Raw genomic sequence first — 25,235 nt, 5'->3', positions numbered from 1 at the left:
CCGTGCGGATCCGCCGGTATTACTATTCTAACTCGTGTTCGGCATCAATAAGGTCGAGCCATTTCTCCAGTCGGTCGTTCGTGTGGTATTGATACTCCTCGGCTGCATCGTCGTACGTGACGAGCCTTAGGCCACTGAGCTTTGGCGCGTGGACGTGATGGAGCGTGACTTCGATATGGTTGGGGTTGGGTGCTTTTCCCATCCGTTCCTGTTCTTGGTTGATGAGATGGTTGAGCACATCTTCTGCGTTAGCACGCTGGTCTGGCTGATTACGCAACCAGCGGAACAACGTGCGTCGATGGTGATGGCTGAGAGCATCCAAAATCGCGTCAAGTGAAAGCGATTCCCCGTTTGCGCCCGCCACCCCATTATTGGCCATAGTTAACACACAACCCACTAGTCTAAAAGCGTAGGGCCTTGACCCGAAGGCGGTAAAGACGGTCGAAACCTCAACGGGCTTTCTGTGTTTCGGAGGGGCTCTATCGACTGTTCACCTTTCTTGGACGATGGACATGAACACCGGGCGTATCAACGGGTCTGAGAAGCATTGTATCGGATATGTTCCTAATGTGGTGGTTTGTAGAAATCCATCCTCCGAATTTCTGAAACTAGTGGGCTCGCAGTTGATATAGCTATATGAAGTTTACTGCGACACTCTCAAACCCCGATTCGTTCGATTTCTGGATGCACATAGCCTGCAACTACGATCAAAGCAAGTCCAACAGTACACAGCACATTAGACCAATAATGTGCGGTGGAATTTTGAGGGTCGGCGCCCTTGGGTAAGCTACGTCGATGGAATCCAGCAATTCCGGGCCGTCACCCGGAGGCAAACCCCTCGAGACCGCCGCCGAGGAGTTCGTCGCCGAACGCGACGGCAACTACGCGTCGAATCTCGAGTACTGTCTCGACAAGTGGATCGACTGGACGCCCGACCACGTCCAGGCGCTCGAAGACGTCTCGACGCGAACGATGCGCAACTACGCCTCGCACCTCAAACGCCGGGTCCGGGCCGATGCAATCAGCGCCTCGACGGCGCGCACGTACTACAACTATGTCTCGGCGCTGTTGAACCGCGCCGTCGAAGTCGGCGACCTCGTAGAGAATCCCGCGGAGAAACGCGAAGCGAAGAAACTCCTCCCGAGCGAGACGACCAACAGCGGCGATCAACAGTTCTGGCAGCCCGAGCAGCGCCGGGCGATCGTGTCCTACGTCGATGAGCAGGCCCGCGCGGCGATCGATGACCCCGAGGCCAACCCGTTCGAGCCCGTCCGCAACCGGGCGCTGATTACGACACTCGCGTACACGGGCGTCCGCGGGGCTGAAGTCCTGGCCGACTACCGGGACGAACGCCGCAACGGCCTGCGGTGGCATAGCGTCGATCTCGAGGCCGGCGTGATGACCGTCCTTGGGAAAAGCCAAGACCGCGAGGAAACGGCCCTCCCGCAGCAGGCGGTCGCACCGCTCGAGCGCCTGCGGACGCTCGTCGACCCGCCCGCCGACGGGTGGCCGGTCTTTCCCTCCCGACACCCGCCGTCGCTGTATTCGGCGATCGAGGACGCTGGATACGACAAACCGGACGGCGACCCGTGGGGGTTCTGTCTCGAGCACGGTATCGAACCGCCGTCGATGAGCACCTCCGGCGCGCGAACGCTGTTGAAACGGCTCTCCGAGGAAGCCGACGTCCCTGGACTCGAGGACGATGAATATCTCACGTTGCACGGAGCCCGCCGTGGGGTCGGCGAGAAACTCTATCGTGAACGCGGGGCCGCCGCGGCACAACGGACGTTGCGCCACGCCGACCCGCAGACGACCTCGGAAATGTACTCGCACATCGAAGCGAGCGAGCTGGCCGAAGATAATACAGCCGTGTTCGATAATGAGTGATCGTATGCCTGTCTCAGATACCGTTTTAGGCGTCCTCGCCGGCGGATTATTTACTCTTGCTGGATACATCTCTGGTGGTCTGATTAACTACTACCGTACCCAAACAGAGGTCAAAGCGGAGGATCGGAGGTTACGGGCCGAACTCTCTATGGAACGGAAAGTAGAGGCGCTAACGAATCTCCACGCCGAGTTGGAAGAATGCCAAAGGGGATTAGTGGAGATTTTGGATAGAGTCCCATACGACGGTTTCGGCGAGAATGGAGAGATAGAAGAAGCAGATCAATTGATCGAAGAGTTTGAAATTGCTATGGATGAAGCGAGTATTTACCTCTCTGAAGAGCAGCACGAGACTGTTTTAGACTTCTTTGAAACACTCGGTGAGGTGAATAGTTCTATCAGTGGGTGGGCGTTTGAGACTGTGGAAATGAGGGGTGGTGATATGTACCACGAACGACGTATGAGCCTGATAGATGGCTATGAGGAGGTCAAAGAGATACTACAGGACGAGATACGTGAACCTATTGAGGAATTGGACTAATCGTCTTGAACCCGCTTAAGCACGTTATTGGCCCGCTGCTCCTAATATCAGCATCAACTTGAGCCGCTCACGATCTTTGGATTAGTCCGGTCTACATCTCCACGAGAATCACTCGTGAGTACACTATAACTAGATGGAACACTACCATCTAGCGGAAATGATTTGGAATAGTTGCGAAAAAATAGCACCTATTGTTCTGCCTTGGATACTTGATAAATTGGATGACGAAGATGAGTCTGAGACGGAAATCTATCTAGTGATTCGATGGGTCTGGACTACAACCTATCGGGTCGGTCAATTTATGTGTTCAACAGACTAGCGGCAAACTATGACTGATAATACCAATGAGGATAACGGTGTGGCTGAAATGGAGTTCCCGGAGCTTGAACCACCGACTCTATTAGATGACGGCAAGTTCGTCATCGCAGATAGTTGGGAAGAAACCGAATTTGAACAAGGTGTGTACGGCCCGGATCAAAAGGAAGGTGTTCAGGTGCGATTTGAGTCGGGATCTGAAACGATAGAGGTCATTCCGGTTGAATTCGAGCGGATGGGGAACAGCGAATTCGTCTGGGGGATCACTTCGGATATAAGAAGGGAGGTGAGCAGCCCTGAGATCGATGAAAAGCCAAATGTTGGTCCACGGACGGCGTTTGCAGTTTACCTCAGGTATGATACGTTCAGTTCGTGGGAATCTGAGTACTACACCATCACCAGTAGTGGTGATGATGCACTCGCAGTCGCTTGCTGGCTGACGAACGCGGACGTTGCAGAGAGTACGGGTGAGATGAGCAACATCGTCGATATTCACAATGGGGAGACAATGGACTATCACGACCGTTCGGACGAGGACCGACTCGAGGGCTCGTTTGCCGAAGACCCGGGTCGGTGTCTGATTAGCGGCACTACGACCCAGAGTCATGAAATCTCGATCCCGTTCTGTTACGCGCCGCTGCTTGAAGGCTACCCAACTACCTACCAAGATGTACCGGCGATTCCAGAAACAGTCGGCAGCTTCCGAGCAGCCGTCTCTCACTCGGAATGGACTGAACACGATCTTGATGAAGATGCGTTCAATTCACAGCTTGAGAGGGTTGCGGAAGGTGAGTATGCGCTTGATGAAACCGTGGTCGATCTGGTTGAGGGATTCCCAGCCGAAGATGTTTCACTGAGCCGGATTAGCGAAGAATAGATTCAAAGTACTGAGATCACCCATACAGATCTTGTCTCGTGTGCTCTGCACGTGTTTGCGATTCTCTCTGTGATCGAGATGGTCCGATCGCCGTGCCCGACTGTCGGTACTGGTCCCTAGTCCTCGGAATATACCTCGAGCGTCTCTGTAGCTGGATAATCCAGACACCCGAGAGATGGCCAGCAACACCGAAATCACACGTCTACGCAGTACAGCACGTCGTCTCACGAATCCGAGAGTATTTCGGATTTCGGGGTATGCTACTCCCGAACCCGCTCGAGAACGGCGTCGGCCCGTTGCTCACCGATATCCGGGACTGACTCGAGGCGTTCGCGGTCGCTTTCTCGCAGATCCTCGAGATCGTCGTACTCGCGGGCGATCGCCTTCGAGCGGGCCTCACTGATTCCGGAGACGTCTTCAACGACGACCCAGATCCATGCGTTTCGGTCGTCGAGAAGGATAGTCATATCCTGCTCTAATAGACCGACGACTGTCGCAGCATAGATCGCAACGATGTGGAGATATGAACGTCTTTTCTTCGACCTCACTATATATTTAAATGGGATCAGATAGAAATCAAAAATATTTACCCCTATTTAAATCTGCCAGCAGTTAGATATTTAAAGTTACAGAAGACACTACTGATCGCTATGGCGAATAGTAATAATGGCGATGCGAAGCAGAATCAATCTATCAAATCTGGATCCAAGACCCATCGTACTTTCTTAGCGAGTGCGGCTGGTGCTGCAGGCCCTACGACGCGGATAACGATAGTCTCTGGATTGCTGACGAGTACTATACGCATCCAAGAAGCAGTATTCGAGAAGATGTCTCGGCAACGTGGTTGCCGTATGCAGTGCACAATGACTCGGATGGGTTTACGTTGCAGTTGGGATACGATTTCACCTGGTACTCAAACGCCTATTCTTCGGAATTCGGTACGATTGAGTACAAAAAGGCCTTCAAGAACTATGATTCAACGGGCTCCGTGAATAATACGATGGGCGGTAACGTTTGGACTGAACTTGATGAACCTGAGCCTGATGGTGGAAATAATTACGGTATGACGCTTAGCTACAGTGATGCGATTGCAAACACTCACTCCCAAGTAACAAAGATGGAGCTCGAGTTTGACTTTAGCAATTCTGATATTTCTCCACCTGATGGTGGGGACAGACTAGAGTATGACTACTATTTCTGCACTCCCGACCATTCAATGGCTGATCTATCAGATATGCTTGGTATAGTCGATAGTACTTGGAGTTCAACAGTCGAAATCGCAGATCTCACAACTGGGGTTGACTTAGGAAAATTACAAAAATGGGCACGGATTTGGATGGCGGTGTCAGCAGGAGCAGTTGATGTACTAAGTGATGAGAACGATCTTGTTTCTGATGCCGCAATTAACGGTATTTCGGCATTTGAGGATCTTGTGAAGGATATAGACACTATTGATATTGAGGGTAAGGAAGGCCTTGAGGTTAGGGCTGGTGGGCTAGTTATTGCGATTAATCAGGACTAGGTAGTTCTTTCTTTGTATTTCGTTTTCGAGTACCCTATAAGGTCGTTCTCATCAACAAAGAAGAGATGAACGTTGGTGGGTCTGGGAAAATGGTGACCTCTACCGCTTCGGTCCTCAGTTCACTGAAACGATCAACGAACTTTGAGCCAGTCAAACAATCTGCTTACTAATCCCGTATTCAAGTACGAGTCGTCACGTTCTTACAGGGAGTTATTCCAGAGATGTGGTATGAAAGTAGCGTACAGTATAGAGAAGCAGCTGTTACTTGCTATTCCTCTTTCATGTATTCTTTATGGTTTTCATATGTTAAATTTTGGTTGTCTCCTGCCCCTACCATGTCACAATCGGTATGATAAATATGTAGATCATCGTCAGCTATTTCTACTCCAAGAGAGGTCTCTCCACCTATCTCGGATCCGTCTTCATGTGCGCACGTCAAAACAGACCAGTCAAATGTATCGACATTTTCGTCATATTCAGCTGTAACTATGTATTCGTTTTCTACCTTGGCGATATTTGGTATTTCAATTCCTGTTTTTGGAGGGATAGAGTACACATTCTCAACAAGAGTTTCTCCGTCGGATTTCTGCTCAACTGATAATTTTACGATAACTTCTTCCTCTTTTGTATTCTCTATAAATATCGGATCTTGCCTTGATTCGTCATAGGTATACGAGTTGTTACCATCTGTTTGGCTATCTGTATTGTCGTCTCTCTCATCGGAGTCCTCAGTAGGATCATGATTGTTATCAGAGGTTTCGGAAGGCGATCTCTCATTAAGACAGCCGGGGAGAGAGAAAGCAATACCAACACCCACAATGAACTTACGCCGTCTCATACTTATCCAAATTCAATGTACATGTAAATATTTTACCCAGATAAAATATCAAAAGGGGTTCGTCTTTAGCTAAGATCCATACCTCGATTGAGTAGCGAGAGCAAGTTGTAACACTTATCGTTGCTGGTGGATTTTCTGTGTCTACTTGACCAAACGTTCTAACAGCGGTGGCGACGATTAGCCTCGGTATTCGCGAGTTTCTGGTGGATGAACTGGTACGCGACCGAAAGTTTGTCGCCCAGCGTACCGGTAGAAACATGAAACGTTATTGCATAAACTAGAACGGAAAAAGCCCAAATAAATTCAGACAACACTGGTGGAAATTGGGAATATGGTCAAAGAGAAATAAAAGCTAGACCTGAAATAATCACAAAAAATTATGGGCGCATTCCCATCCATTTCTCCGAAGGAAAGAATGTTTAGATAAAATAGTTTATATATAAACTCTTATCTGTCCCGGACTCACCCTCACGAAGACAACATTGGGGACGACGTGGCCGAGGTCTCCGATATAATCGGAGGAAAATCTCTGAACAAACGCTCGACTGAAGGCATCGGAGAAGATTCTTGTAACCTCATGAATTTTTTCGCTCACGGGTTCCGCGGTCTCTACTCCATCATCGTAAATCCAGTCCGATCGTGAGTCCGGATGCCCGGTCTACGGATACCCATCGAGAGACAGGTAGCAGCGGAGGTCACGTATGAGTCTACTTGCCATGAGAACATTCGCTCGAGTGCAGGATTCGCCTTTTGTATCGTGCAGGTGTCATCGTCAGTTTCGCGCTCGCGATCGACGGTGACACCCTTCTTGAAGATCTGAAGATCAATTCGCTCTCGAAGGAAGTACATCACTGCTAGCTCTCGAGCCTTCTGTTTGACGACCTGTGCCGGTAAGTTCTCCTTCGAGCACTCGATACAGTTCTCAGTCAGTTTACGGCGCACGCTTTGTCATCACCCTTGAGACGCTCATAGCTCTTCTACCAGTCGCACCAAGATCATAGCAGCAATGCAGAATCTGTGGCTATTTAGACTCACGATAGCGATTGATCCGCATCTTATTCTCGACGTACGACCTGTTCGAATCGTAGACTGGGTCGTCGGGCAGCGGAGCATCCCCGTCGGGGACCGTCGTGACGTGAAACTCGGCCTCGCAAAGGATCGACCATACCGGATTCAGTCTGTGTGTGTCGATAGAATGGACGGAAGTAGCTATTCGATATAGAACGAACAGTCTCAATCTATATTAAGCTAGGACGCAAACAGTAGCCTATGACCGAAGACGAATCGAATTCCGAGAGCCTGATGGACCGCCAGACCACGGGTGAAGACCGTGTGCGAATGGTCGCACGGCAACTGTCGGAGCCACGGACGGCAAACTGGATCGCTTCTGAGGCGGGCTGGTCCCATGAGCCCACCAAGCGCGTCCTTGAACGGCTCGTCGACGACGGAATCCTCCACCGTGACGAGAGCGGGACCCACACCACGTACTATCCCGATTACCGTCGGCAGGCAATGCAGGAGGCGATGCGCCTTCGGGACAGCGGCCATACTGTCGAGGAACTCACGGACCGACTCGCCGATATGAAGGCACAAATCCGTGACTGGGAGGACGAGTTCGATGTCGAGTCACCGAATCAGCTTCGCGGAACACTCGCCGATGAGGCCCTTGACGCCGACGAGGAAGACCATCGGCGTGAAATCGCTCGTGAGTGGGAGCATCTCCAGCGCCGCATCAAAATCGTCGGGTTTGCAATCCGCGAGTGGGACTTCCTCGCTCCGAACACAGAGTCTGCCGAGGCTAGCAGCTAACGGATGTCGGTCCCGCATCCCGGTGGCGACCCAAACGCAAATCTCTACGTCCAACTGAAGCGGGATGTCCTTGATCGGGTGCCACAAATTACGGCGGTTGAGTATGTTCCCGACGATATCGAGGCCAAGCAGCTGCGGGCGAGTTTTGATCCAGCCCGCCTTGACCCACCTACAGGCCCTGATTCACCGGAATTGACCGTCAAGTGGTACCGGCAGAACCCTCACGATTGGTTCCGTATCAACTACACCGACCCGAACACCGGCTTTCACGCTGGGTGGCATCAGGATGAGGACCATCCTGACCTCGGACGGGCACATTTCCAGTACTCTGTCGGCGATGAGGAAGATCGCTGGGGAATCACGTTTGAACACGAAACTCCCTCCCTGATCCTCTGGGAGATCGTCGAAAATCTTCTCGAGGAGGTCCACCCGACCTACCAATACGTGAACGAGGAATCATAACCCTGAGGCGGCATCTGGAGACGCACTGGGCAGTCACTTACGAGTTCGTTTAAGCGGTCCATCCAGACAAAGGGAAAGGCCATGGCAGCGAGGGAAGGAACTATCGACGAAATGCGGCGTGCGAATTCGAACGGTTAACCGATGGGCTGCCGATGACCGCGGCGACGAGGACTGAACCACGCTCGTTCAGACGACGTCGACTGCGACCCCACCTTCGAGGACCTCGATGAACGAGTACTCCGAAAGTTGGGCTGAGCCTTGTCGGTGACGGGCACTCAAGCAAAACTCGGCACAAACCTATTATCGCTATATCTTTGCGTAATGTGTGAGTGCTGATATTGCTGAGATAGAGTAGAAAGGCTCTATTTTGAGGGTTTAACCAACACTTGGATACCATTACCCTAGGTGTTGGTTAAGATCTACTCGAGACGCTCTCGAACCACCTTCAGATATCTATTAGATAATATCAATACTAGAAATACAGAATATTTATCTATTACAAGATAATCAGTAAACATGTACCGGAACTCAGCCAATGCAGACCTATACCCGCATGCATGATAACGAGGTCAGTAACCGTCGAAGAGATTGATGACCTATATCTGATATGGAACGACCATATCAACGCCTCCGCTCTCTATCGCCGCGCCCTCCGTGAGGAAATGGAAGTCCGCGGTGTTGACCCCAATGAACTCCGCGATCTTCTAGAGCGGGCCCGTGAGCAGGGCTATACGCTTGAAGAGATCGCAGCGGATACGAACCGATTCGACGACCTCCAGTCGCTTGTTGAAGATCAGCAGAGCCGGCCAACGGCTGAAGACGCTACTGATGGTTAATCCGTTATGTCACAAGACAAGGCTCCTTCCGACCTTGAGCATCGCACCGGGTCTCCCCTGACCGGCAGAATCACTCGACAGGCAGTGCTCACGATCGTCTTCTTGGGTTTGTTCGCCGTCCAGTCGGTCACTGCGCAGAGTAACGCGGTCTGTAGCGCGGACAACCTTCCGAGCATGATTGAGGGATTCTTCCAACTCACCACCGCTCTAGGAATCGTTGGCCTCGCCATCGTCTGGCAGGCAGACTCCCTCATCGAGATGTTCACCCTCCATCCCGAGCAGAAGAAAGGCCTCAAGCGCCACAAGCGCTCAGCGATGAAGTCCGCGGTCGTCCTCGTCGTCCTTGGCCCGCTGTATACGGTCGCTGGGTCAATGATGAGTCTCCCGCTGGCGCAGTGCGTTGATCTCGTCCCCTGGTAAGCTGTCTACTGTCCCCGACGTGAGCCGATGAACCACCGAGTGCTCTCCGTACTCATGGCCGGATTGCTCGTGACGAGCATAGTCACGGGTATCGTCGCCGCTGACCCGCCGCAGCCAGGTACGGAGGAGAACGGACTCACCGAGAACGAGTCAGCGACACTCTGGTCGCGTGATTCAGATAACTACATCAGCCAGGAGGAGTACCGCCAGCGGTACGGCGAGAACCGCTCCGCCGTCCGCCAGGTTGCGAATGGGACCGACGTCACGTTCAAACGACCGCCGGCGACCGCAGCGACGTGGACTCGGAACGACTTCGAGGACCTCGACGCCGGCGGAGCAGACACGTCCGTGCATCCGTCGCACGCGGACCTCGAGGACGGTGTCTTCATTGATGATGCCCACGCTACGATCTTCGCGGTCCAGCCTTCTACTCGTGGACACCTCGAGTCCGGTGAAACCCCACTCTACATCGCGCCGAACGGGACCATGCGGGGATTCGTCGACTATCGAGTTCGGGTTCCGAACGGGAGTTCGTCCGGGAACACGACCATCGAGTGGTCGCTTACGGAGCACGAAATTGAGGAAGCCCGGCTGAAGAAAGACGGTGAGACCATCGCGACGGAGGATGGATCCCATACGCCAGCCCTCGACTACCAGATCGAGGATGACTGGAGCGCGAATCTCACGCTCGAAGCGGAGATCAGTGCCCGTCTGAAGAAGACCACTCGGTTCGACCAAGGCAACCGGACGGACGTCGACGTTACCTACCGGACGGAATCACGCAACGTCTCGGACGCGATCGACGTTGAGATCTACGACCTCTCGGCGTATCCCTACTACGCTGAGTACCCCAACGGCGATGCCGGCGTAGCGATCTTCCAGTCCCGCCCGTGGCAAGGCTATACCCTCACTGAGGATGGCGATGCCCGGGTCCGCGGTGTCTGGCGGTTCTACACCGCTCGGAACACCAACTGGGACACGCTCGTTCAGTCGAATCGGACGGATAGGACCACGGTCGAGTCTGACGCGATTCCCGTGTACGTCCACGCGTATCCCTCACGCATCGGTCCGCGTGCCGAACCGGTCCGAGACGGCCCCGAACTCGTCGATACATGGGGAACTGACCACCCGTCACCAGTCAGCACCATCGGGGATAACGTCAACATCGACATCGTCAACCAATCGTACACGACGACCTATGGCGTCGCCGTTCGGGCGGAGACCGTCGACCGCGAAGCGCTCCACGTCGCGGGGATCGTCCGTGGCGTGAACGCCTCGATCGCCGAACCGGACGGGGGCTCCGAGCGACAGCTCCGGCGTAGTAACCTCTCCGTGAAGGTCCTCGAGCAGAACCAGTCACAGGCGACACTCCGGATCGAACTGCAAGACAATCAGACCGGCGCCCCAATCACGCTCGACGATACCCGCCAGTATCCGATTCGTGGAACGACACGAAATGGATACATCACCGTCGCAGATCAGCGTGTCGAGACCAACGAATCGGGTGTAGCAATCGTGACGATCGACGAGCCGGGGATCTACACGGCCAACTACCATCCGGGTTCGTGGCTCGGCCATAATCCCGCGTACGTGACCGATTCCGCGACGGCCCGCTGGCATCCACTCGGAACCATTGAGGGCTGGTTCGCCCTCGTGTTCGAAGTTGGCTGGCAGCTCCTGCCGTTTTTCGTGATGTTCTACGCCGGTAAGCGACTCCTGCGGATGCTTGGCCCAGAAGACATTTTCCAACAAGAACTATGACGAAGCACAACCCACACCTCAGCAGACGTACCGCCCTCCGAACAGTTTCTGGAGCCGGTCTCGCGAGTATTGCTGGCTGTCTAAATACCAATGGGAACTCCGGAACGCCCAGCGATGGATCTCCCTCTTCAAACAGCCCAGGCCCTCTTCGGCGTGTCGTTGTTGATGGAACAACGCTTGTCGTCGAACTCTCGGAAGATGCTGACGTCGACCAAGTCAATCTAATCCAGCCAAATGGAGAACTGTTCGGCCAGCGTGATGTAGCTACAGGAGCACAGCAAGTCACGTTCGAGCTCGGAACGTCCTACGCCCCTGGTGAGCATCGTGTTATTGCGCTAGCGGGCGAAGAGACTGTAGAAGAGTCTCCTCTCTCTATTCAACCAAATCTTAGAATCGTGGAAATGGGGATCGGGAAGAATCAGCCTGAAATGATGTGGGATAACTCAGATGATAAAATCTCTAAAGAGGCTTTCGTATCTGTCGAAAACCAAGGTAGTGGCCCGGATGCGATAACGCAACTTCTCTTCATTGGCGATGTCCCCTATCCCTCAGATGAAGAGGGCACAAACTACGCCGACAACGATGATATAAGTGGCATATACGATCCCGAGAGGGACACGGAAGTCGAAGAGGTAGTCATAGAACCGGGAGAGCAGATTACATTGTACAGTTACCGTTCCCCGTTTGCCTTCGTTCGAGGAGAAGGGACCTCCTGTGAGAGCGAAGAACAAAACGGGGAGTTCGAGGTCATCTTGGAGACACAAGTCAGTTCTAACCAGCTGTCAGAAACATACAACATTCACTACTCTGCTTCAGGTGAGTTCGATAATTGTGAAATCACGTTCAGTGAGGGATAACGATGGTGGACCTCATTGATGTTGTCTTAGAAGGTTTCAAAGACGTTGTCGACTGGGTTACCGGCCTCTTCATGGAAGGGTTGAACAACGGTTATGAAACCCTCACTGAGGAGATGTTTGGGACACCTACACCAGAGACGGAGGGTGCGTTTGTCTTCGGTGCCCCAACTAACGGTCCTTGGCCAGCAATTCGTGATGCGTTGGTTGGTGGGGAGATCATGCTCATCTCACTACTTCTGCTGGTGATGTGTGTTCAAGGCCGACACACAATTCGAATATTCAATATCGGGAGCGCTTATGAAGCGAGACGAACGAAGAAAACTGCTTGGGTCGGTGCATTCCTCATCATCACTTGGTACTGGGTGAGTATTCTTGGCCTCTACATCGTTGACGGATTCACGATTGCGTTGATGCCGAGTTTGGGCTCTCTTGGTGATGCAATGTTGAATTTCCTCAAGGAGTCACTTACGAACCCAGGACTGGCATTCGTATTCGCAGTTATAGGGGGTCTCTCGATGTGGACGCTTGAAGCACTGTATTACATTCGAGAGGTTCTCCTTTATGTGTATGTCTATGGAATGCCGATAGCGTTCGCTCTCGCATACGGTAATATCCCGGTCCTTTCCGATATTGCGATGGGGTTTTCCAAACGATTTGTTCCGCTTGCAGTTCTTCCCCTTCCAGCAGCAGTCGTGTTCAAAGGATACGACCTTCTTTACTCAGAAGGCGCGCTTTCTCCAGATAGCGCATTTCTGAAGTACCTAGTCGCCGCTTCTCTCCCTCTAATTGCTCTCTATCTCACTTGGAAGACGTTCAAATTTGCAACCCCGCTGACGGCAAAAGTTCTCGGAGGGGCAACCAAGAGTGCAGCCCTCATCGGCGGTGTAGCTGCCGGTGCTTACGTCGGTAGCGCTGGCGTCGCGACAACCGCTGCCCGGTGGGGACCAAAAGCCGCTGCAGGTCACGCTATCGCCCAGAAGGCGGCCGCACGAGGGACGAACAGCGACGAAGACAGCGAGACGCCATCGTATCGGCGGACCGAGAACGACCCTGGAAGCTACTAGCAACCCATGTCAATAGATCAAGACGCGGCTGCACGGCGTATCATGGACCAGTTTGGCGAGGAAAGTCGTATCCCCTACCTCAATATCGAGGAGGGTGACGTGGGTGTCCTGATCGCCTTCCCGATCGTTGGTCTCTTCCTAGCTGGACTCACCGGGATCGAATCGCTCGCTCTCCCGTTCGTTGCCGGCGGATTCGGCTTCGGCGTGGCGATCGTCTATGTCTCTCCCGATCATCTGAATGCGTGGGCGTGGGCGAAGGATGTCTATCGATATCTGACGCGTCCCCAAGTAACGTTCAGTGCTCCAGAAGAGGCTGACAGTAGTACCAACGAAACGGAGCGGAACGAGGGTGGCCTCGCGAACTACACGCCGTTCAAGCCCGATGAACGGACGCAGGACCTCACAAACATCGAGCGGGCGTGGCCAGGCGCTGGTGCGATCCAACGCGCCGATGGGACGATGGAGGCGTTCATCGAAATCGACCCAGATAACATGGACTTCGCGATGTCCGACGACTGGGCAGAACTCCAGGAAGCTGGCGAGGAATTCGCCAACAAAGAACTCGACTCGAAGCTCAAACTCCACGCGACAACCCGGTCATTCCCGGTGGAACAGATTACCGAGAACATCGAAGACCGCCTGAACGACGAGGACGTCACGGAGAATCCGATCTTCAAAGAACTCCTCGAGGAGTATCGGGAGACGCGGCCGAAAGAGATGCGTGAACGGGGGATCCAGCAGGTTCGCTATTACATCGGCGTTCAGGTCACGCCGCTGGAGGTCTACGACCGCTTCCGCGACGAGGGAACCCCTGCCGAGAAGCTGACTCAGTTCCCCGTCATCGGCTTCCTGTTTAACCCGTTCGTTACTCGTCGCGAGAACCTCACCGACGTTGAGCGTCGCGCCCAGATGTTCGAGAAACTCGACAGCCGCGTCAACGATGTGCGGTCCGAATTCATTCAGCAGGCATCGGGGTGGTCGGCACGTCGGCTCAGCACGGTTGAGCTGTTCGTGATGAATATGGACTTCTGGAACGGCCGCGAACACGACTATGACGAGGCTGAACGGGTCGTTCGTGAACAACCAATTATCGGCCACTCGTGCCGGGAGGATGCCCACGATGGGTAACGTGATCCTCCAGACGAGCAGCGGTGCTGTCGCCGAGCTTGTGGAGTGGCTCTCGAACCCGACCTCAGCCGAAGGTACGGCCCTCTATGTCGGGCTCGTAGTCGTTCTCACCGTCGGTGGGAAACTTCTCTGGGACCGGTATACCGAGGACGATGAAAAAGAAGTCGAGTTCTCGGATCTGCTTGACGAAGAGACGCTGGAGGAAGGCGGGGCCGAACGTCGGTTACTCGACGACATCGCCGAGTCGCACAAGACGGTCACCGCCCCGGCCGCTATCGAGTGGGAAACACGAGCCGCACGTGTTGGCGAGCAGTGGACAACGACGCTGTACATCGCGGACTATCCTGACTATCCCAACGATGGCTATCTGAGCGATCTTTTCGAGATGACCGACGTTCAGTTCGATCTGACGGCCCACATCACCCCGAAGAATCAGGAGCGGGCACGGAACGAACTGCAGGACATCGCTGACGATCTCCAGGTTGACGCCGATCTCGAACAAAGCGTCCGGAGTGCCTATCTACAAGAGCGTGCCAACGAGGCCGCCGCGACGTACACGGCCGTCGAGAACGGTGCGAGCGTTTTCGATCAGGGGATGTTCATCACGGTACGAGCCGACGAGAAGGACGACCTCAGGGATGCCGTCCAGAAGGTCAAGAGTGCTCTCCGCGACGATCCGGCAAACCTCACGCCGAAGACGGCGATCTGTCGACAGGATCTCGCCCTTCAGTCCGCCGCGCCCATCGGTGACAACGAATTCGGCCGGACCTCGATTGCGCTCGGCGGCGCCGTCGGCGCGTTGCTGTCCTCGCCGCACAACGCGACGATCCTCGAGGAGGGCGGCGTCGAGTTCGGGATTCACAAGGACAACCAGAGCCCAGTGGTCATCGACCCGTTCGCGCGAGACAACGGCTACGCGATGTTCACCGTCGGCGACACGGGGTCGGGGAAGTCGTTCAGTTCGAAACAGAACTTCATCCGCTCCATCGAGCAGAGCAAGGACCGAATCGGCATCATCCTCGAGCCGCTGAACAACTGGGCCGGCGTCGCCGAAGCCCTCGACGCCAAACGCATCACAGTCGGCGGGACGCTCGGACTGAACCCCTTGGAGATTCGGGAGACGCCCGAGCACGTCCAGCGGGCAATGGGCGAGGACGCGAGCCCGTTCAACGAGAAGCTCGACGACGCGATGAGCTTCCTTACTAACTTCTTCGCGCTCCGCGGCATCTCGCTAGGTGACCGCCGGACGACGCTCGAACTCGGACTCAAGCGTGCGTACAAGCGCAACGGCATCACCGACGACATCTCGACACACAGCAACTCGAGTCCGACGATTCGGGACATGATGGATGTCTTCGAGGATATGGTCGACGAGCCCGAGGAGTTCGTCGTCCGATCCGACGAGGAAGCAAGGAAGATCAAGGAGGATGCGACGTGGCTTCTCGATCAGCTCCGCCCCTTCGAGGAAGGTGGCCGTCACGCCAATCTTGGCCAGGAATCCGATTTCGACATCCGGGACGAGAAAGTCATCTACCTCGATCTCGCCCAGCAGGAGGGCAGCGTCGACAGCAGCACGGCGCTGACAATGCAGCTGCTTATCTCACTGGTCTACGAGCGGGCGAAAGTTTCGGAGAAGGAGGTGGTGTTCTACATCGACGAGGCGCGGTACATCATGCAGGACGCCGCGAGTCTGGCGTTCCTCGAGACAGTCTTCCGCCACCACCGCCACCACGATCTCTCGATTCGCTTAGTTACCCAGACCGTCGACGAGTTCTTTGAGCACGCTGAGTCCGAGGCCATCCTCGATCAGTGTGCGGTCAAGCAGTTCCATCGCCTCGATGGGATGGATGAAGAATGGGCCAAGGAGTTCGGGCTGAACTATGCACAGATGCGGTTCGTTCAGGACGCTGTCCCTGGCAACGAGGACGCCGGCTTCTCCGAGGCACTCGTCGGTGTCGACGGCGAGTGGCGAGGTATCCAAGTCAAAGCGATGTCCAGGGAGAAACAGGTTATCGACTACGACCCAACTGCACAGATGCGGTCCTCGCTTCCGGGCGCTGGTGACGGCGCCGTCGACAGCGAGACACTGGAGTTCCAAGAGGAACTTGAAGAACGAGTAACGAGCGAGACGAACGAAACGAATAGAACGAATGGTACTGGCGACGAAGCAGACATCGTCGCAGCTGAACCAGAGAGAAGTTCCACGGAGGGGGACGATGACTGAATACCTACGCGTCACCCCGACCTCCGAGCAGCTCGATACGGAGAGTATCCCCCGTGTCCTCGACAGCCTTCACAAACTGACCACACCCGGATCGTCAGGTCTCGGGGCGAAGCTCAATCCACTCCATAGCGAGACACCGCCTCGGTTCGAGTTCCTCGCGATGAGCGATGGTCCCGATGAGCCGGTGGAGTTCTTCTACAGCGCCGATGCGCACCTCGATACCCTCAAGAAGCGGCTTCGCTCGATCTATCCAGCCACGTTCGATATCGAACGCGTCGACGTCGATGTCGCTGCCCGGCTCATTCAGCCCGTCGAGTTCACACCACAGGAATTCGTCGAACACTACGAGGCCGGGCGGCTGCAGTACGAGTTTGGCCCGGCAGAACAGTACGACATCGTCGACGAGGAATCAGTGGACTCCGAGTCAGCCGAAGCAGACCCCGTTGTCGACGGCGGTACGGCATCCACCAGAGTCCTTAATCATCACGTGACTGTCGGGGACTCAGCCCTCGAACTAGCGCCCCCCGATGCACTTCCAGACGACAAAGAAGAGCGACGGGCCATCGAGAAGCCGACGATGACACCGGCGGGAACGATTCTAGCTCGCCCGGCACAAGACGCTGTCTCGCCGCTCGGGGTTCGATGGTGTGGCTCTGCGTCGCGGAAGCAGGACTGGATGACATCGCTGACGCCGTTCACGGCAGAGGAAACGAACGGCGACCTCTCGGCTGTTGACCAACCGGGCGCAGCGCTCGCGTCGCTGATCGACCACCTGATGGAGGCGACAGCGCCGACCGCGTTCCAAGTCGTCTTCCAGCGGCGTGCCAACTGGCAGTCCGACGCGGAGGTGCGGAAAGAGGATCTCGTCGACGGCCGGGATACGTTCTTCCAGGAAGTCGTCGGGTCATTGCTCGAGGTCGAGGACCAGCGGAGCGACCAAGCCGACCGGCAGATCAGCGAGTCCGTCGAGAAACGGATCGAGTACATCGACGCGAAGAATGCCAAACGGTCGTTCACAGTCAATATCCGGGCCATTGGCGTCCCCACCGACGATACCCGTGATGACCTCGATGGCCGGATGGACTCGCTCCTCCCTGTGTTCGACCCGCTTGATGGACCGTTCTACGAAGTCGAGGGGCAACGCTTCCGGGATAGCGGCTTTCGTGAGAAAACGAAGGAGAAGAAGGCACGGGCGGCTCTCCAGCGCCTCCTCAACCGTGAACTGACGACGGGGCGTGGAAAGACACGGCCCGGGCTAGTCCTCTGTGGGACAGAACTCGCCAACTTCGTCCTCGTCCCCTCCTCTGAACAGCTGACAGTCGAAGGGATACGCGGGACTCGAGCCGAACAGCAGAGCCGGAATCCGTTGCCGTGTCCCAATCCAGACCTGATTCAGCAATTCCAAGAAGGGATGGCTATTGGCTACGCACTCGACGAGAACGGTGAGCCACGATCAGACCCAATCCGGATCCCACCAGACCTGTTGACGACACACTATGGCCGGTTCGCGTCGACTGGCGCCGGTAAGTCAAAGGCGATCATCAACGACGCTCTCTCGCTTCGGGAGACGACCGGCGGGCCTGTCGTTATCGTCGATCCAAAGGGCGATGGGATGTGTGAGAACTACTTGCGCTGCCACTATGACCAGTTCGGTGGCTTGGACGACGTCTATCAGTTCCGTGTCCCGGAGACCCTCCCCGCGTTCTCGTTTTTCGATATTCGCCCAGCACTGGAAGCTGGACGCAACCGGGAGGACGCGATTCAGGACAAGGTGGACCACTTCCACGACATCCTCCGGATGATTATGGGCCGAGAACAGTACGGCCAAGCATTCGTCGCCAACGAAATCCTCAGCTACCTGATTAAGGCACTCTTCGACGAGGAGTACGGAAGCGACGTCTTCGGACTGGATGACCTCTTCGCCGCAGCTCTCCAGATGCAACGAGAGCAAACTATCCCACCGGTCTCGGCGGACAACAGGAACGTCGAGGAGTCACTCACGCGGCATTTCGCGAAGGACGACCACCGGTTTCAGGTATCGATGGACGCCGTCGGAAACCGTCTAGACAAGCTCAGAGAAGACGCACACTTGCGGCGTATCTTCAGCCACGTCCCGAAACAAGACGATGACGGCGAGTACGTTGACAACCGCTTCGACTTCCGCGAGTTCCTCGACGAAGACGCCACGATTCTGTTTGACTTGGGCGATCTGCGTCCAGAAGGACAGCGGGCAATCACTCTCCTTCTGTTGAGTAATCTCTGGGACGCCGTCCAGGTGCGCCGGCGTGATGGAAAGACCGACTACGAGAACCTCACCAATCTCATCATCGAAGAGGCCGCCCCCGTGGCCTCGACAAAACTCGTCTCTGAGCAACTGCTTCCACAGGGACGGTCGTTCGGCCTGAGCATGGGGTTGGTGATGCAGTTCCCCGGCCAGGTTCGAAATCGAAACGAGCGCGCCTACGACGAGGTCCTCAACAACATCAAGACAAAGCTCATCGGGAACATCTCCATCGAGCGCGATCTCGCCGAGTCGTTGGCCCACGAAGACCTGAGTCCGACTGATCTTCGAAATCGAGTCAATACGCTCCCCAGCGGAGAGTGGATTGCTCAACTCCCGAGCCCATCGTTTGGGAAGACAGGGCCTGCTCCGTTCTCAGTGAAACCGCTCCCGATAGCAGCGGGCCATCCAGAAAGCGATGAGCCACTCTCTGTCGAACAGGAGGACCACTTCGAGACTGTGGCTCTTCCACGGCTGTCGGAACGTACACAGGCCCAGTACGGACTTGCTGAGACCCCACGCGAATCGGAGACAGCCGACGATGAGGGATGGGGGAGTAGATCGAACGCTGGACAGTCGACATCCACAGAGTCCGCTAACCCTGTGGAGTCGACACAGTCGTCGTTCATCCGACAGGCAGCTAGTGGTTCAGCAGCCGACGAAGAGAAGGAGAAAGACGCGGACACCATTGATCCGCTGTTTGGAAATATGGGGTCCGTAGAGTCAGAAGAGTCGGCCACAGAAGAGAAGACGAACGCCGTCGGCGAAAACGGATCGTCGCCAGTACAGGCAGATGGCGTAACCGTCTCCGATGATGAACTCCGACGGCGCGGGCTCACTCACGACGACATCCGGTTCTTGACTCGCGTCCTTGATGTGATGAACAGGGACGCACCGAATCACGGACTCTTGGATTCAATGAGTGCGTTCAAGGACGACTTTGATAACTTGGACGTACAGCGGCTCATCGACCAGAACCTACTGGAAGAAGGACGAGCCTGTAGTCGGAAGTACTACACCATCCTTCCGGCAGGGCGTGAACTGCTCGGCCAGAAGCTCAAAATCGGCCCTGATAAGGGAGATATCGGCGAGAAGACGCCGCACAAGGTCGGTGTGAAGCTGCTCGAACTATGGTTAGAAGCGCGCACCGACGTCGTGCAGGTCGAACCCTACTACGAATACGACGAGGAGACGGTGTTCGACGTCGCCGCCTTCGACGCTGACGGAGAACTCGTGTGGGTCGGTGAAGCGGAACTCCCGAGCAACAACAAACACGCGCCGGTCGACGACTACGACAAGCAGAGTACGGTGGACGCAAACGCTGTCTGGGCATTCAATAGACGCGAGACAGCCGTCGAGGTGTTGGATCGGCTCGCGGAAGCTGACCGGATAGAAAATACTGTAAGTGGGCGTGCAGCCCGTCGCTTTTCGGATATTCGGGAAGCCGTCGAATCGTTCGACGCAGAAGGGATGACGACGATTCGGAGCTTCAACAAGCTCGATGAGGAGTTCAATCCATGAGCTGGCGCCAAGCTACGCGCGAGGAGATTTACAGGTACTACACGGAAGAGTTCCCCTCGTACGTCGACGAACTCCCGTCGTTCATCACAGCACAGGGACCGAAACAGTACGCGCTCGCGTTTCGAGAATCCCACCCGGTACGGAAAGACGGAGTCCCGGATAAGGACTTCATCCGACGAGACACCTGGCAAACGAACACCTCCGGAGAGCGGACCTCAGCAGCATTCCACGACTTCGACGATATCCTCGAGTTCATCCGCAATCCAGCACGGAATGACCCACTCGGCCGGAGTGACTTCGCACTCGCAGATCCTGACCTGCTCGAGAAACCAGCTCCACGCCCTGATGCGGTCTACTACGCCCTTGATCACTGGGAACGGCCGTGGGTGCTTCTCATCGATATCGACGCGAAAACGATAGCCCGAGAGCGAGCAGCGCAAGCAGTGCCGGACGAGGACGTTACAGAGGACAGTGGGGAACTGCTCGATGCCGCAGGGATTCTCGAAGCAGACCCAGCAGGCTACCCATATTCTTTCGCGGATATCGAACGGGCCATTGAGTACGGTTTCGAGGTGCGAGATATCTTTGAGGACGATTTCAACGCCGAGGATACGATGGTAGTGTACAGCGGCCAGGGCGTTCACGTCTATCTCCTCGATACCGACCCTGCTCATCGATATGACGCCAAGAGTCGAGAAGTGCTGAACGACCTTCTGCAAGAAACCTACGAGATTCCCATCGATCCAGTGGTTACCGCTGACCGTCGTCGAGTCGTCCGGCTCCCCTACTCATTGCACGCTGACGTCTGCAGTATCGTCACGCCGATAGAGAGCTCGAGCTTCGACATTCGGTCTACAACACCGGAGGCCATCCAGTCATGAGTCAATCGACCCCTGTTGAGGACGAGCGTACCGCCTACCGCGTCGCGACGCTCCCGCTTGAATACAGCACAACACGCATCAACCAGCTGTTTACGCGGGGCTACAATCGCTACATCATCGACGGTGAAGACCAACCAGAAGACCTGTTGAACGACCTCGAGCGATTCGGGACTGCGGCGTTCAAAGAAGACGTCAGGGCCAATGCTGCAGAGGATCCCTTCGTCGACGAGCCGGGAACACTCGCTGTCCTCGCGACGTTGAGCGCGATCTGTGTCAAGGCACATTCGAAGTTCGAGCACGCCCCGCCGCGAAAAGTGCAGGTCCTCTACGATATTCGCGATCTCTACGTCAACAATCTCGCTTCCCTCCTTCGAGAATTCGGTGATGGGAGTCTCCAACAGGATATCGCAGAGGTACTGTACGCGAAAGATCCCGGAGAGGATGGTCCGCATCCCGGCCGCGTTTGTACAGGGATCAAGGAGATGGCGGAATTCGGTGGGGGGTTGTATCTCGAAATTCCGATGGCCGCGGCATCAAGGAAGTGCCTCGTTCACGTCGATACTGAGCCCGGAGAAGCCGGGGAACTGCTCACTCGCGTCAAGAACAACTGTCTCTACGTGCCCGTTGGCGATTTCGACACGAAGTATCGCGAGTACGCCAGACGTGCGTTCAAGAAGCTCCTGCGAGTTCAAGAGGAGAACCTCTCCGAAGACCAGCTGACGTGGCTAACGACGAATGAGTCGGCTATCACAGAACGCATCGACCGCTTCATCGAGACGGGGCACCACGACCGAATCTGGCGAGACTGGAACCCTGGTGAACGGACCATCCGTGTACTCCGGGACGCGATTCAAGCCGCTCCAGATGAGGTCGCCACGCTGGGGGATTTCCACTCGGCGAAGGAGCTGTTTGAAGCAGTTGAGGCGTACGACCCAGAAGCAGACTGGAAGCGAGACGTGTGTAATCGTATCTCGAGTCCGCGAAGTCTTGGGAACCTTCTCGCATCCCAGCGCGACCACCGGAGCTTGACCATTCGAGAGCACGGAAATACGAACCACTATCGGGTTCAGGAGTCTTCGCGTGGCGTCCAGCCTCTCGACGTCGAGACAATCGAGGACCTGTTCGAACTCCCCTGTATGGCAAATATGGCTGAGCGCCTCCACGAGAAGAAGCCAGTCCGAAAGGACCTGTACAACTTCGCCCGGATGGTAATGTGGCTGCCCCAGTATCAGGACAGCGACCTCGAGACCATTGTCACAGATCTCAAGGACGTCTTCTCGCGGTGGCCGTGGTACGATGAACAGGTCACCGACTACCAAATTCGCTACGAGTTCTCGAACACGATTGAAGGCGACACCCCGCTTCCGATGAACTGCGATAACGACGATATGCAGCGGTACTGCATCGGACAAGATGAGTGTCCATACTCAATTTGGGGGAGTCTCCCGTTCCCCGATGAGATGTACGATCAACTAAGTGAAACCGAGGGTAACAGAAACGAGTTCTAACGCAGACAGTCGATTGTAAGGTTCCATAGCATTCTTCAGAAGACGGGAGTGTAACGGATATTGTAATCTCGTCATGCACTTTTCAGGCCTTGTATCGCCCAATTTGAGCAAAAACGGATGGGTCAGTAAAATCGATCTCACCCAACCCATCATTTGTCGTCAGTCAGTTCTGCCAAGTCTCACCTATTAGGAGAATTAAATTCGTTTGAATTCGAGGGCCTCACCACCTCGTCAAGCACAATTCCGTCCAATCACAGTATCTTAGCACTCGTCGAGGACATCAGTAACGGCTGAGAACTGCCCGACGGGCCTCTTGCTAAATATACGCCCGTTTCAATGTTCTCTGCACCTCCAGAATTGTCCAAAGGAAGGCTAGGGTATAACGGTGCAGGCGCCGCTGGCTCTCTCAGGCCGAGGGGCCATCACAGGGGTAGCGGAACTACGGAAGTATCAGATGTAGCGCATAGGTTGACGAGGTGCGTTTTTGTGGTGTCTGTTGCCCCCGTGAGGGGGTGGCAGGGCGCATCACGTGCCCCCGATAGACGATGGCTTCGGAACGACGCAGCGAAATACGGGAAGCGCATCACGCAGGAACCACCCCCGACGGTCGGGCACTGTGGGCGGACCTCGAGGTGACGGTTCCGACCGACCGGGATCACGCGTCGGTCGTCGCCTTCGTGGAGTGTGCTCTCGTCGAACTCACGCACGAAACCGTGGGAGCCGTCTTCATCTCCCGGCAGGTCGGGCGGTCGACGCGGACGCAGTACGTCGCGGACGACGTCGGCGAACAGTTTCAGAAACGACGCTTCGACGACCGGCTGGGCTGGCACGAGACCACCGTCGCCCGACGAACCGTTCGCGACGAGCTCATCACTCAGCTCACGGGGTCGACCTCGACGTCAACGGAGCGGGCAGGTGAAGAAGCAGCCAGCGAGCCAGATACCTTCGTCGTGAAGCCAGTTCGAGAGCTCCGAACACCGTAGCGGCTAGACTTAACCAACATTCTCGGCCGATACCGAAACGGTGTTGGTTAACGCTGGGGCTGGATCCACTCCCTTGCCCCCACCTACCGCCCGACTCCTCGAGTGAGTGCATCCTGGCGGACGGGCGATCCGAGGAGGTACCGAATCTGTACGCCATGAGTTGCTTGTCGGCGCCAGAAGGCGTGCAGCGCTCGACAGCGTGCGCTGCGTGACCCATTATGGCTGGTCCCGATCCGCACGACGACACGAGTGCCGACTACGAACAGTTCGAGAAGGAACAGCTCGCCCAGGACCGAGACGCCGCCCGGGTTGACACGGCGGACGTCGACGACGCGACGGCCCAGCGCCTGGTCAATGACCTCATCGATGCGGACGTCGTCACTCCGGTTCCTGAAGACCAAGTTCTGGTTCACGAGCCGAGCGGTACCGCGTTCGACTCATCGACGCAGCTGGCCGTCTTCTACCGTGGCTGGACGGCCGGCCGCGACGCCGACGCGGAGGGCGAGTGATGCAGCAGACCCTCGTTGGCTGTGCGTTCTGCGACGCGCCGCCCGGTACCGAGACTGGCGAAGCGCACACCTGGGGACAGGACGAACGGGTCACCCACCCGATCTGCGTGGACTGCGCGATTCAGATGGAGACGGATCCCGACGAGCGCGATCACGTCGCCTGTGACGGCTGTGGGCTGGTCGTCGACACACTTGCGGCACTCACGCGATTCCGGGTCGAGCTCGGGCATCTGGAAGGCCCGTTGCAGCTGTGCGCCCGCTGTAGCCCGGGCGGGCTCGTGACGTACTGGACGCGCGACCTCGAAGAGCATCTCATTGTGATGCCAACAGAGTGAATGATCAGTACCAGAATGGGCCCTATTTGCGACCACATAACCCAGTAACAAACATCCAAACAGCTATGGACCCACGGTACCAACATCAATTCATGTCGAGCGGCGCCATCGATATCGAGGAGTTCGAGAATGCCGACGACGACGAATTCGAGGACCGAAACGACACCGAGCGAATCGTGCGATTTCTCGACGAGAACGACGACCGAGCATGGAAGGCGGCGACGATTGCAGACCAACTCGGACTGGATACCGATGCTGTCAGTGCGATCCTCTCACGACTGAAGGAACGAGACCTTGTGCGGCATAAGCGCCCGTACTGGGCAATTACAGATAACGAGGATCGGCTCCAAGCCGCTTACCGTCTTCACCAGCACCATCAGACTGCAGATGAGCAGTACGATGAGGAGGATCTTGAAGAGTTGAAAACCGACGAGATGGAGGAAGTGCGGTGACGGCGTTTGATGAATTAAAACGCGGCGACATTATCTGGGGAACTGATCCACTCTCGGACAAAGGTCGGCCACTGCTCGTTTTGGGAACTCCGCAATTTCCGAGAGTCTCTCTGTCAGCAATGACTAATGACACCAATTGAAGATAGATTGATGACTGTGTTTCCCCTTTACTTACGTGGGTCCCATGGATACTGATCGTCACAGGTCTTCTGTCGACGATTCTGAGG

General features: G+C 55.6%; 23 protein-coding genes and 2 pseudogenes. 22 read left to right on the top strand and 3 right to left on the bottom strand.

All coding sequences use genetic code 11. From position 1 onward, the window contains the following. Positions 1 to 22 precede the first annotated feature (22 nt). Positions 23 to 379 (bottom strand): DUF7344 domain-containing protein, encoded by a 357-nt coding sequence (locus ATJ93_RS20530; protein WP_120246550.1) that lies wholly within the window; start codon positions 377 to 379, stop codon positions 23 to 25. A gap of 416 nt (positions 380 to 795) precedes the next feature. Between ATJ93_RS20530 and ATJ93_RS20525 the strand changes: the two genes are divergently transcribed. The 3 genes from ATJ93_RS20525 to ATJ93_RS20515 all read left to right on the top strand — a co-directional run bounded on the left by ATJ93_RS20525 (position 796) and on the right by ATJ93_RS20515 (position 3,617). Further along, positions 796 to 1,887, top strand: coding sequence for a tyrosine-type recombinase/integrase (locus ATJ93_RS20525; RefSeq protein WP_120246549.1), 1,092 nt, complete (start codon positions 796 to 798; stop codon positions 1,885 to 1,887). After that, positions 1,880 to 2,425: a hypothetical protein gene (locus ATJ93_RS20520; protein WP_147376668.1), complete on the top strand. Its 546-nt coding sequence runs from the start codon at positions 1,880 to 1,882 to the stop codon at positions 2,423 to 2,425. The genes ATJ93_RS20525 and ATJ93_RS20520 overlap by 8 nt, the downstream gene beginning before the upstream one ends. Positions 2,426 to 2,753: 328 nt before the next feature. Further along, the gene (locus ATJ93_RS20515) at positions 2,754 to 3,617 is read left to right on the top strand and encodes a hypothetical protein (RefSeq protein WP_120246547.1); all 864 of its coding nucleotides are present in this window, start codon (positions 2,754 to 2,756) and stop codon (positions 3,615 to 3,617) included. Between the two features lie 260 nt (positions 3,618 to 3,877). Here ATJ93_RS20515 and ATJ93_RS20510 read toward each other — a convergent pair whose 3' ends face one another. Continuing rightward, positions 3,878 to 4,084 (bottom strand): helix-hairpin-helix domain-containing protein, encoded by a 207-nt coding sequence (locus ATJ93_RS20510; protein ID WP_120246546.1) that lies wholly within the window; start codon positions 4,082 to 4,084, stop codon positions 3,878 to 3,880. A 533-nt stretch (positions 4,085 to 4,617) separates the two neighbouring features. On the opposite strand from ATJ93_RS20510, the gene ATJ93_RS23275 reads away from it, so the two are divergent. Then, positions 4,618 to 5,139: a hypothetical protein gene (locus tag ATJ93_RS23275; RefSeq protein WP_170155621.1), complete on the top strand. Its 522-nt coding sequence runs from the start codon at positions 4,618 to 4,620 to the stop codon at positions 5,137 to 5,139. A gap of 268 nt (positions 5,140 to 5,407) precedes the next feature. Here ATJ93_RS23275 and ATJ93_RS23270 read toward each other — a convergent pair whose 3' ends face one another. After that, on the bottom strand, positions 5,408 to 5,977 hold the full coding sequence (locus tag ATJ93_RS23270; protein WP_147376666.1) for a hypothetical protein: 570 nt from the start codon (positions 5,975 to 5,977) through the stop codon (positions 5,408 to 5,410). Positions 5,978 to 7,246: 1,269 nt separating this feature from the next. Here ATJ93_RS23270 and ATJ93_RS20495 point away from each other — a divergent pair. The 18 genes and pseudogenes from ATJ93_RS20495 to ATJ93_RS24590 form a co-directional block, all read left to right on the top strand. Continuing rightward, positions 7,247 to 7,786 carry a DUF7342 family protein gene (locus ATJ93_RS20495; protein ID WP_120246543.1) on the top strand — a complete coding sequence of 180 codons (540 nt, stop codon included), beginning with the start codon at positions 7,247 to 7,249 and terminating at the stop codon, positions 7,784 to 7,786. Positions 7,787 to 7,789: 3 nt separating this feature from the next. Further along, complete coding sequence (locus ATJ93_RS20490) at positions 7,790 to 8,248, top strand: hypothetical protein (protein ID WP_120246542.1); 459 nt, start codon at positions 7,790 to 7,792, stop codon at positions 8,246 to 8,248. Positions 8,249 to 8,260: 12 nt separating this feature from the next. After that, a pseudogene (locus ATJ93_RS24595) lies at positions 8,261 to 8,567 on the top strand (site-specific integrase); the annotation flags it as partial. Between the two features lie 238 nt (positions 8,568 to 8,805). After that, entirely contained in the window at positions 8,806 to 9,084 is a 279-nt protein-coding gene (locus ATJ93_RS20485; protein ID WP_120246541.1) for a hypothetical protein, read from the top strand. Positions 9,085 to 9,090: 6 nt separating this feature from the next. Further along, positions 9,091 to 9,504, top strand: coding sequence for a hypothetical protein (locus tag ATJ93_RS20480; protein ID WP_010546890.1), 414 nt, complete (start codon positions 9,091 to 9,093; stop codon positions 9,502 to 9,504). A 27-nt stretch (positions 9,505 to 9,531) separates the two neighbouring features. Further along, a complete protein-coding gene (locus ATJ93_RS20475) occupies positions 9,532 to 11,265 on the top strand; it encodes a hypothetical protein (protein WP_211334112.1) in 1,734 nt (577 codons plus the stop codon). Continuing rightward, complete coding sequence (locus tag ATJ93_RS20470) at positions 11,262 to 12,122, top strand: hypothetical protein (RefSeq protein WP_120246539.1); 861 nt, start codon at positions 11,262 to 11,264, stop codon at positions 12,120 to 12,122. Before ATJ93_RS20475 ends, ATJ93_RS20470 begins: the two co-directional genes overlap by 4 nt. Positions 12,123 to 12,124: 2 nt before the next feature. Continuing rightward, positions 12,125 to 13,186, top strand: a complete 1,062-nt coding sequence (locus ATJ93_RS20465) for a hypothetical protein (protein ID WP_120246538.1) — start codon at positions 12,125 to 12,127, stop codon at positions 13,184 to 13,186. A 6-nt stretch (positions 13,187 to 13,192) separates the two neighbouring features. Continuing rightward, positions 13,193 to 14,314 (top strand): hypothetical protein, encoded by a 1,122-nt coding sequence (locus tag ATJ93_RS20460; protein WP_120246537.1) that lies wholly within the window; start codon positions 13,193 to 13,195, stop codon positions 14,312 to 14,314. Beyond that, positions 14,298 to 16,538: a VirB4 family type IV secretion system protein gene (locus ATJ93_RS20455; RefSeq protein ID WP_211334111.1), complete on the top strand. Its 2,241-nt coding sequence runs from the start codon at positions 14,298 to 14,300 to the stop codon at positions 16,536 to 16,538. The genes ATJ93_RS20460 and ATJ93_RS20455 overlap by 17 nt, the downstream gene beginning before the upstream one ends. Next, positions 16,531 to 20,340, top strand: coding sequence for an ATP-binding protein (locus tag ATJ93_RS20450; RefSeq protein ID WP_120246536.1), 3,810 nt, complete (start codon positions 16,531 to 16,533; stop codon positions 20,338 to 20,340). Before ATJ93_RS20455 ends, ATJ93_RS20450 begins: the two co-directional genes overlap by 8 nt. Beyond that, positions 20,337 to 21,221, top strand: a complete 885-nt coding sequence (locus tag ATJ93_RS20445) for a bifunctional DNA primase/polymerase (RefSeq protein WP_120246535.1) — start codon at positions 20,337 to 20,339, stop codon at positions 21,219 to 21,221. The genes ATJ93_RS20450 and ATJ93_RS20445 overlap by 4 nt, the downstream gene beginning before the upstream one ends. Next, positions 21,218 to 22,729: a primase-associated protein gene (locus ATJ93_RS20440; protein WP_120246534.1), complete on the top strand. Its 1,512-nt coding sequence runs from the start codon at positions 21,218 to 21,220 to the stop codon at positions 22,727 to 22,729. The genes ATJ93_RS20445 and ATJ93_RS20440 overlap by 4 nt, the downstream gene beginning before the upstream one ends. A 545-nt stretch (positions 22,730 to 23,274) precedes the next feature. Then, the gene (locus tag ATJ93_RS20435; protein ID WP_120246533.1) at positions 23,275 to 23,712 is read left to right on the top strand and encodes a hypothetical protein; all 438 of its coding nucleotides are present in this window, start codon (positions 23,275 to 23,277) and stop codon (positions 23,710 to 23,712) included. 218 nt (positions 23,713 to 23,930) lie between these two features. Then, positions 23,931 to 24,221 carry a hypothetical protein gene (locus ATJ93_RS20430; protein WP_120246532.1) on the top strand — a complete coding sequence of 97 codons (291 nt, stop codon included), beginning with the start codon at positions 23,931 to 23,933 and terminating at the stop codon, positions 24,219 to 24,221. After that, positions 24,221 to 24,556, top strand: a complete 336-nt coding sequence (locus tag ATJ93_RS20425) for a DUF7558 family protein (protein ID WP_120246531.1) — start codon at positions 24,221 to 24,223, stop codon at positions 24,554 to 24,556. Before ATJ93_RS20430 ends, ATJ93_RS20425 begins: the two co-directional genes overlap by 1 nt. Before the next feature lie 92 nt (positions 24,557 to 24,648). After that, a complete protein-coding gene (locus ATJ93_RS20420) occupies positions 24,649 to 25,008 on the top strand; it encodes a MarR family transcriptional regulator (protein WP_120246530.1) in 360 nt (119 codons plus the stop codon). Next, positions 25,005 to 25,133 (top strand): annotated as a pseudogene (locus tag ATJ93_RS24590) (PemK-like protein); the annotation flags it as partial. The gene ATJ93_RS20420 and the pseudogene ATJ93_RS24590, both read left to right, overlap by 4 nt. Positions 25,134 to 25,235: the final 102 nt, after the last annotated feature.

Source organism: Halopiger aswanensis, from assembly GCF_003610195.1.
GTDB lineage: Archaea > Halobacteriota > Halobacteria > Halobacteriales > Natrialbaceae > Halopiger > Halopiger aswanensis.
The sequence above is the reverse complement of the archived record's forward strand: the minus strand, read 5'-3'. Positions and strand labels throughout refer to the sequence as shown.

Coding starts and splice junctions, on each gene's coding strand:
- ATJ93_RS20510 (WP_120246546.1), bottom strand. CDS start 4,084: ATGACTATCCTTCTCGACGACCGAAACGCATGGATCTGGGTCGTCGTT.
- ATJ93_RS20530 (WP_120246550.1), bottom strand. CDS start 379: ATGGCCAATAATGGGGTGGCGGGCGCAAACGGGGAATCGCTTTCACTT.
- ATJ93_RS20430 (WP_120246532.1), top strand. CDS start 23,931: ATGGCTGGTCCCGATCCGCACGACGACACGAGTGCCGACTACGAACAG.
- ATJ93_RS20475 (WP_211334112.1), top strand. CDS start 9,532: ATGAACCACCGAGTGCTCTCCGTACTCATGGCCGGATTGCTCGTGACG.
- ATJ93_RS20450 (WP_120246536.1), top strand. CDS start 16,531: ATGACTGAATACCTACGCGTCACCCCGACCTCCGAGCAGCTCGATACG.
- ATJ93_RS23275 (WP_170155621.1), top strand. CDS start 4,618: ATGGGCGGTAACGTTTGGACTGAACTTGATGAACCTGAGCCTGATGGT.
- ATJ93_RS20420 (WP_120246530.1), top strand. CDS start 24,649: ATGTCGAGCGGCGCCATCGATATCGAGGAGTTCGAGAATGCCGACGAC.
- ATJ93_RS20480 (WP_010546890.1), top strand. CDS start 9,091: ATGTCACAAGACAAGGCTCCTTCCGACCTTGAGCATCGCACCGGGTCT.
- ATJ93_RS20445 (WP_120246535.1), top strand. CDS start 20,337: ATGAGCTGGCGCCAAGCTACGCGCGAGGAGATTTACAGGTACTACACG.
- ATJ93_RS20440 (WP_120246534.1), top strand. CDS start 21,218: ATGAGTCAATCGACCCCTGTTGAGGACGAGCGTACCGCCTACCGCGTC.
- ATJ93_RS20515 (WP_120246547.1), top strand. CDS start 2,754: ATGACTGATAATACCAATGAGGATAACGGTGTGGCTGAAATGGAGTTC.
- ATJ93_RS20465 (WP_120246538.1), top strand. CDS start 12,125: ATGGTGGACCTCATTGATGTTGTCTTAGAAGGTTTCAAAGACGTTGTC.
- ATJ93_RS20485 (WP_120246541.1), top strand. CDS start 8,806: ATGATAACGAGGTCAGTAACCGTCGAAGAGATTGATGACCTATATCTG.
- ATJ93_RS20525 (WP_120246549.1), top strand. CDS start 796: ATGGAATCCAGCAATTCCGGGCCGTCACCCGGAGGCAAACCCCTCGAG.
- ATJ93_RS20455 (WP_211334111.1), top strand. CDS start 14,298: ATGCCCACGATGGGTAACGTGATCCTCCAGACGAGCAGCGGTGCTGTC.
- ATJ93_RS20460 (WP_120246537.1), top strand. CDS start 13,193: ATGTCAATAGATCAAGACGCGGCTGCACGGCGTATCATGGACCAGTTT.
- ATJ93_RS20490 (WP_120246542.1), top strand. CDS start 7,790: ATGTCGGTCCCGCATCCCGGTGGCGACCCAAACGCAAATCTCTACGTC.
- ATJ93_RS20470 (WP_120246539.1), top strand. CDS start 11,262: ATGACGAAGCACAACCCACACCTCAGCAGACGTACCGCCCTCCGAACA.
- ATJ93_RS20425 (WP_120246531.1), top strand. CDS start 24,221: ATGCAGCAGACCCTCGTTGGCTGTGCGTTCTGCGACGCGCCGCCCGGT.
- ATJ93_RS20520 (WP_147376668.1), top strand. CDS start 1,880: ATGAGTGATCGTATGCCTGTCTCAGATACCGTTTTAGGCGTCCTCGCC.
- ATJ93_RS20435 (WP_120246533.1), top strand. CDS start 23,275: ATGGCTTCGGAACGACGCAGCGAAATACGGGAAGCGCATCACGCAGGA.
- ATJ93_RS23270 (WP_147376666.1), bottom strand. CDS start 5,977: ATGAGACGGCGTAAGTTCATTGTGGGTGTTGGTATTGCTTTCTCTCTC.
- ATJ93_RS20495 (WP_120246543.1), top strand. CDS start 7,247: ATGACCGAAGACGAATCGAATTCCGAGAGCCTGATGGACCGCCAGACC.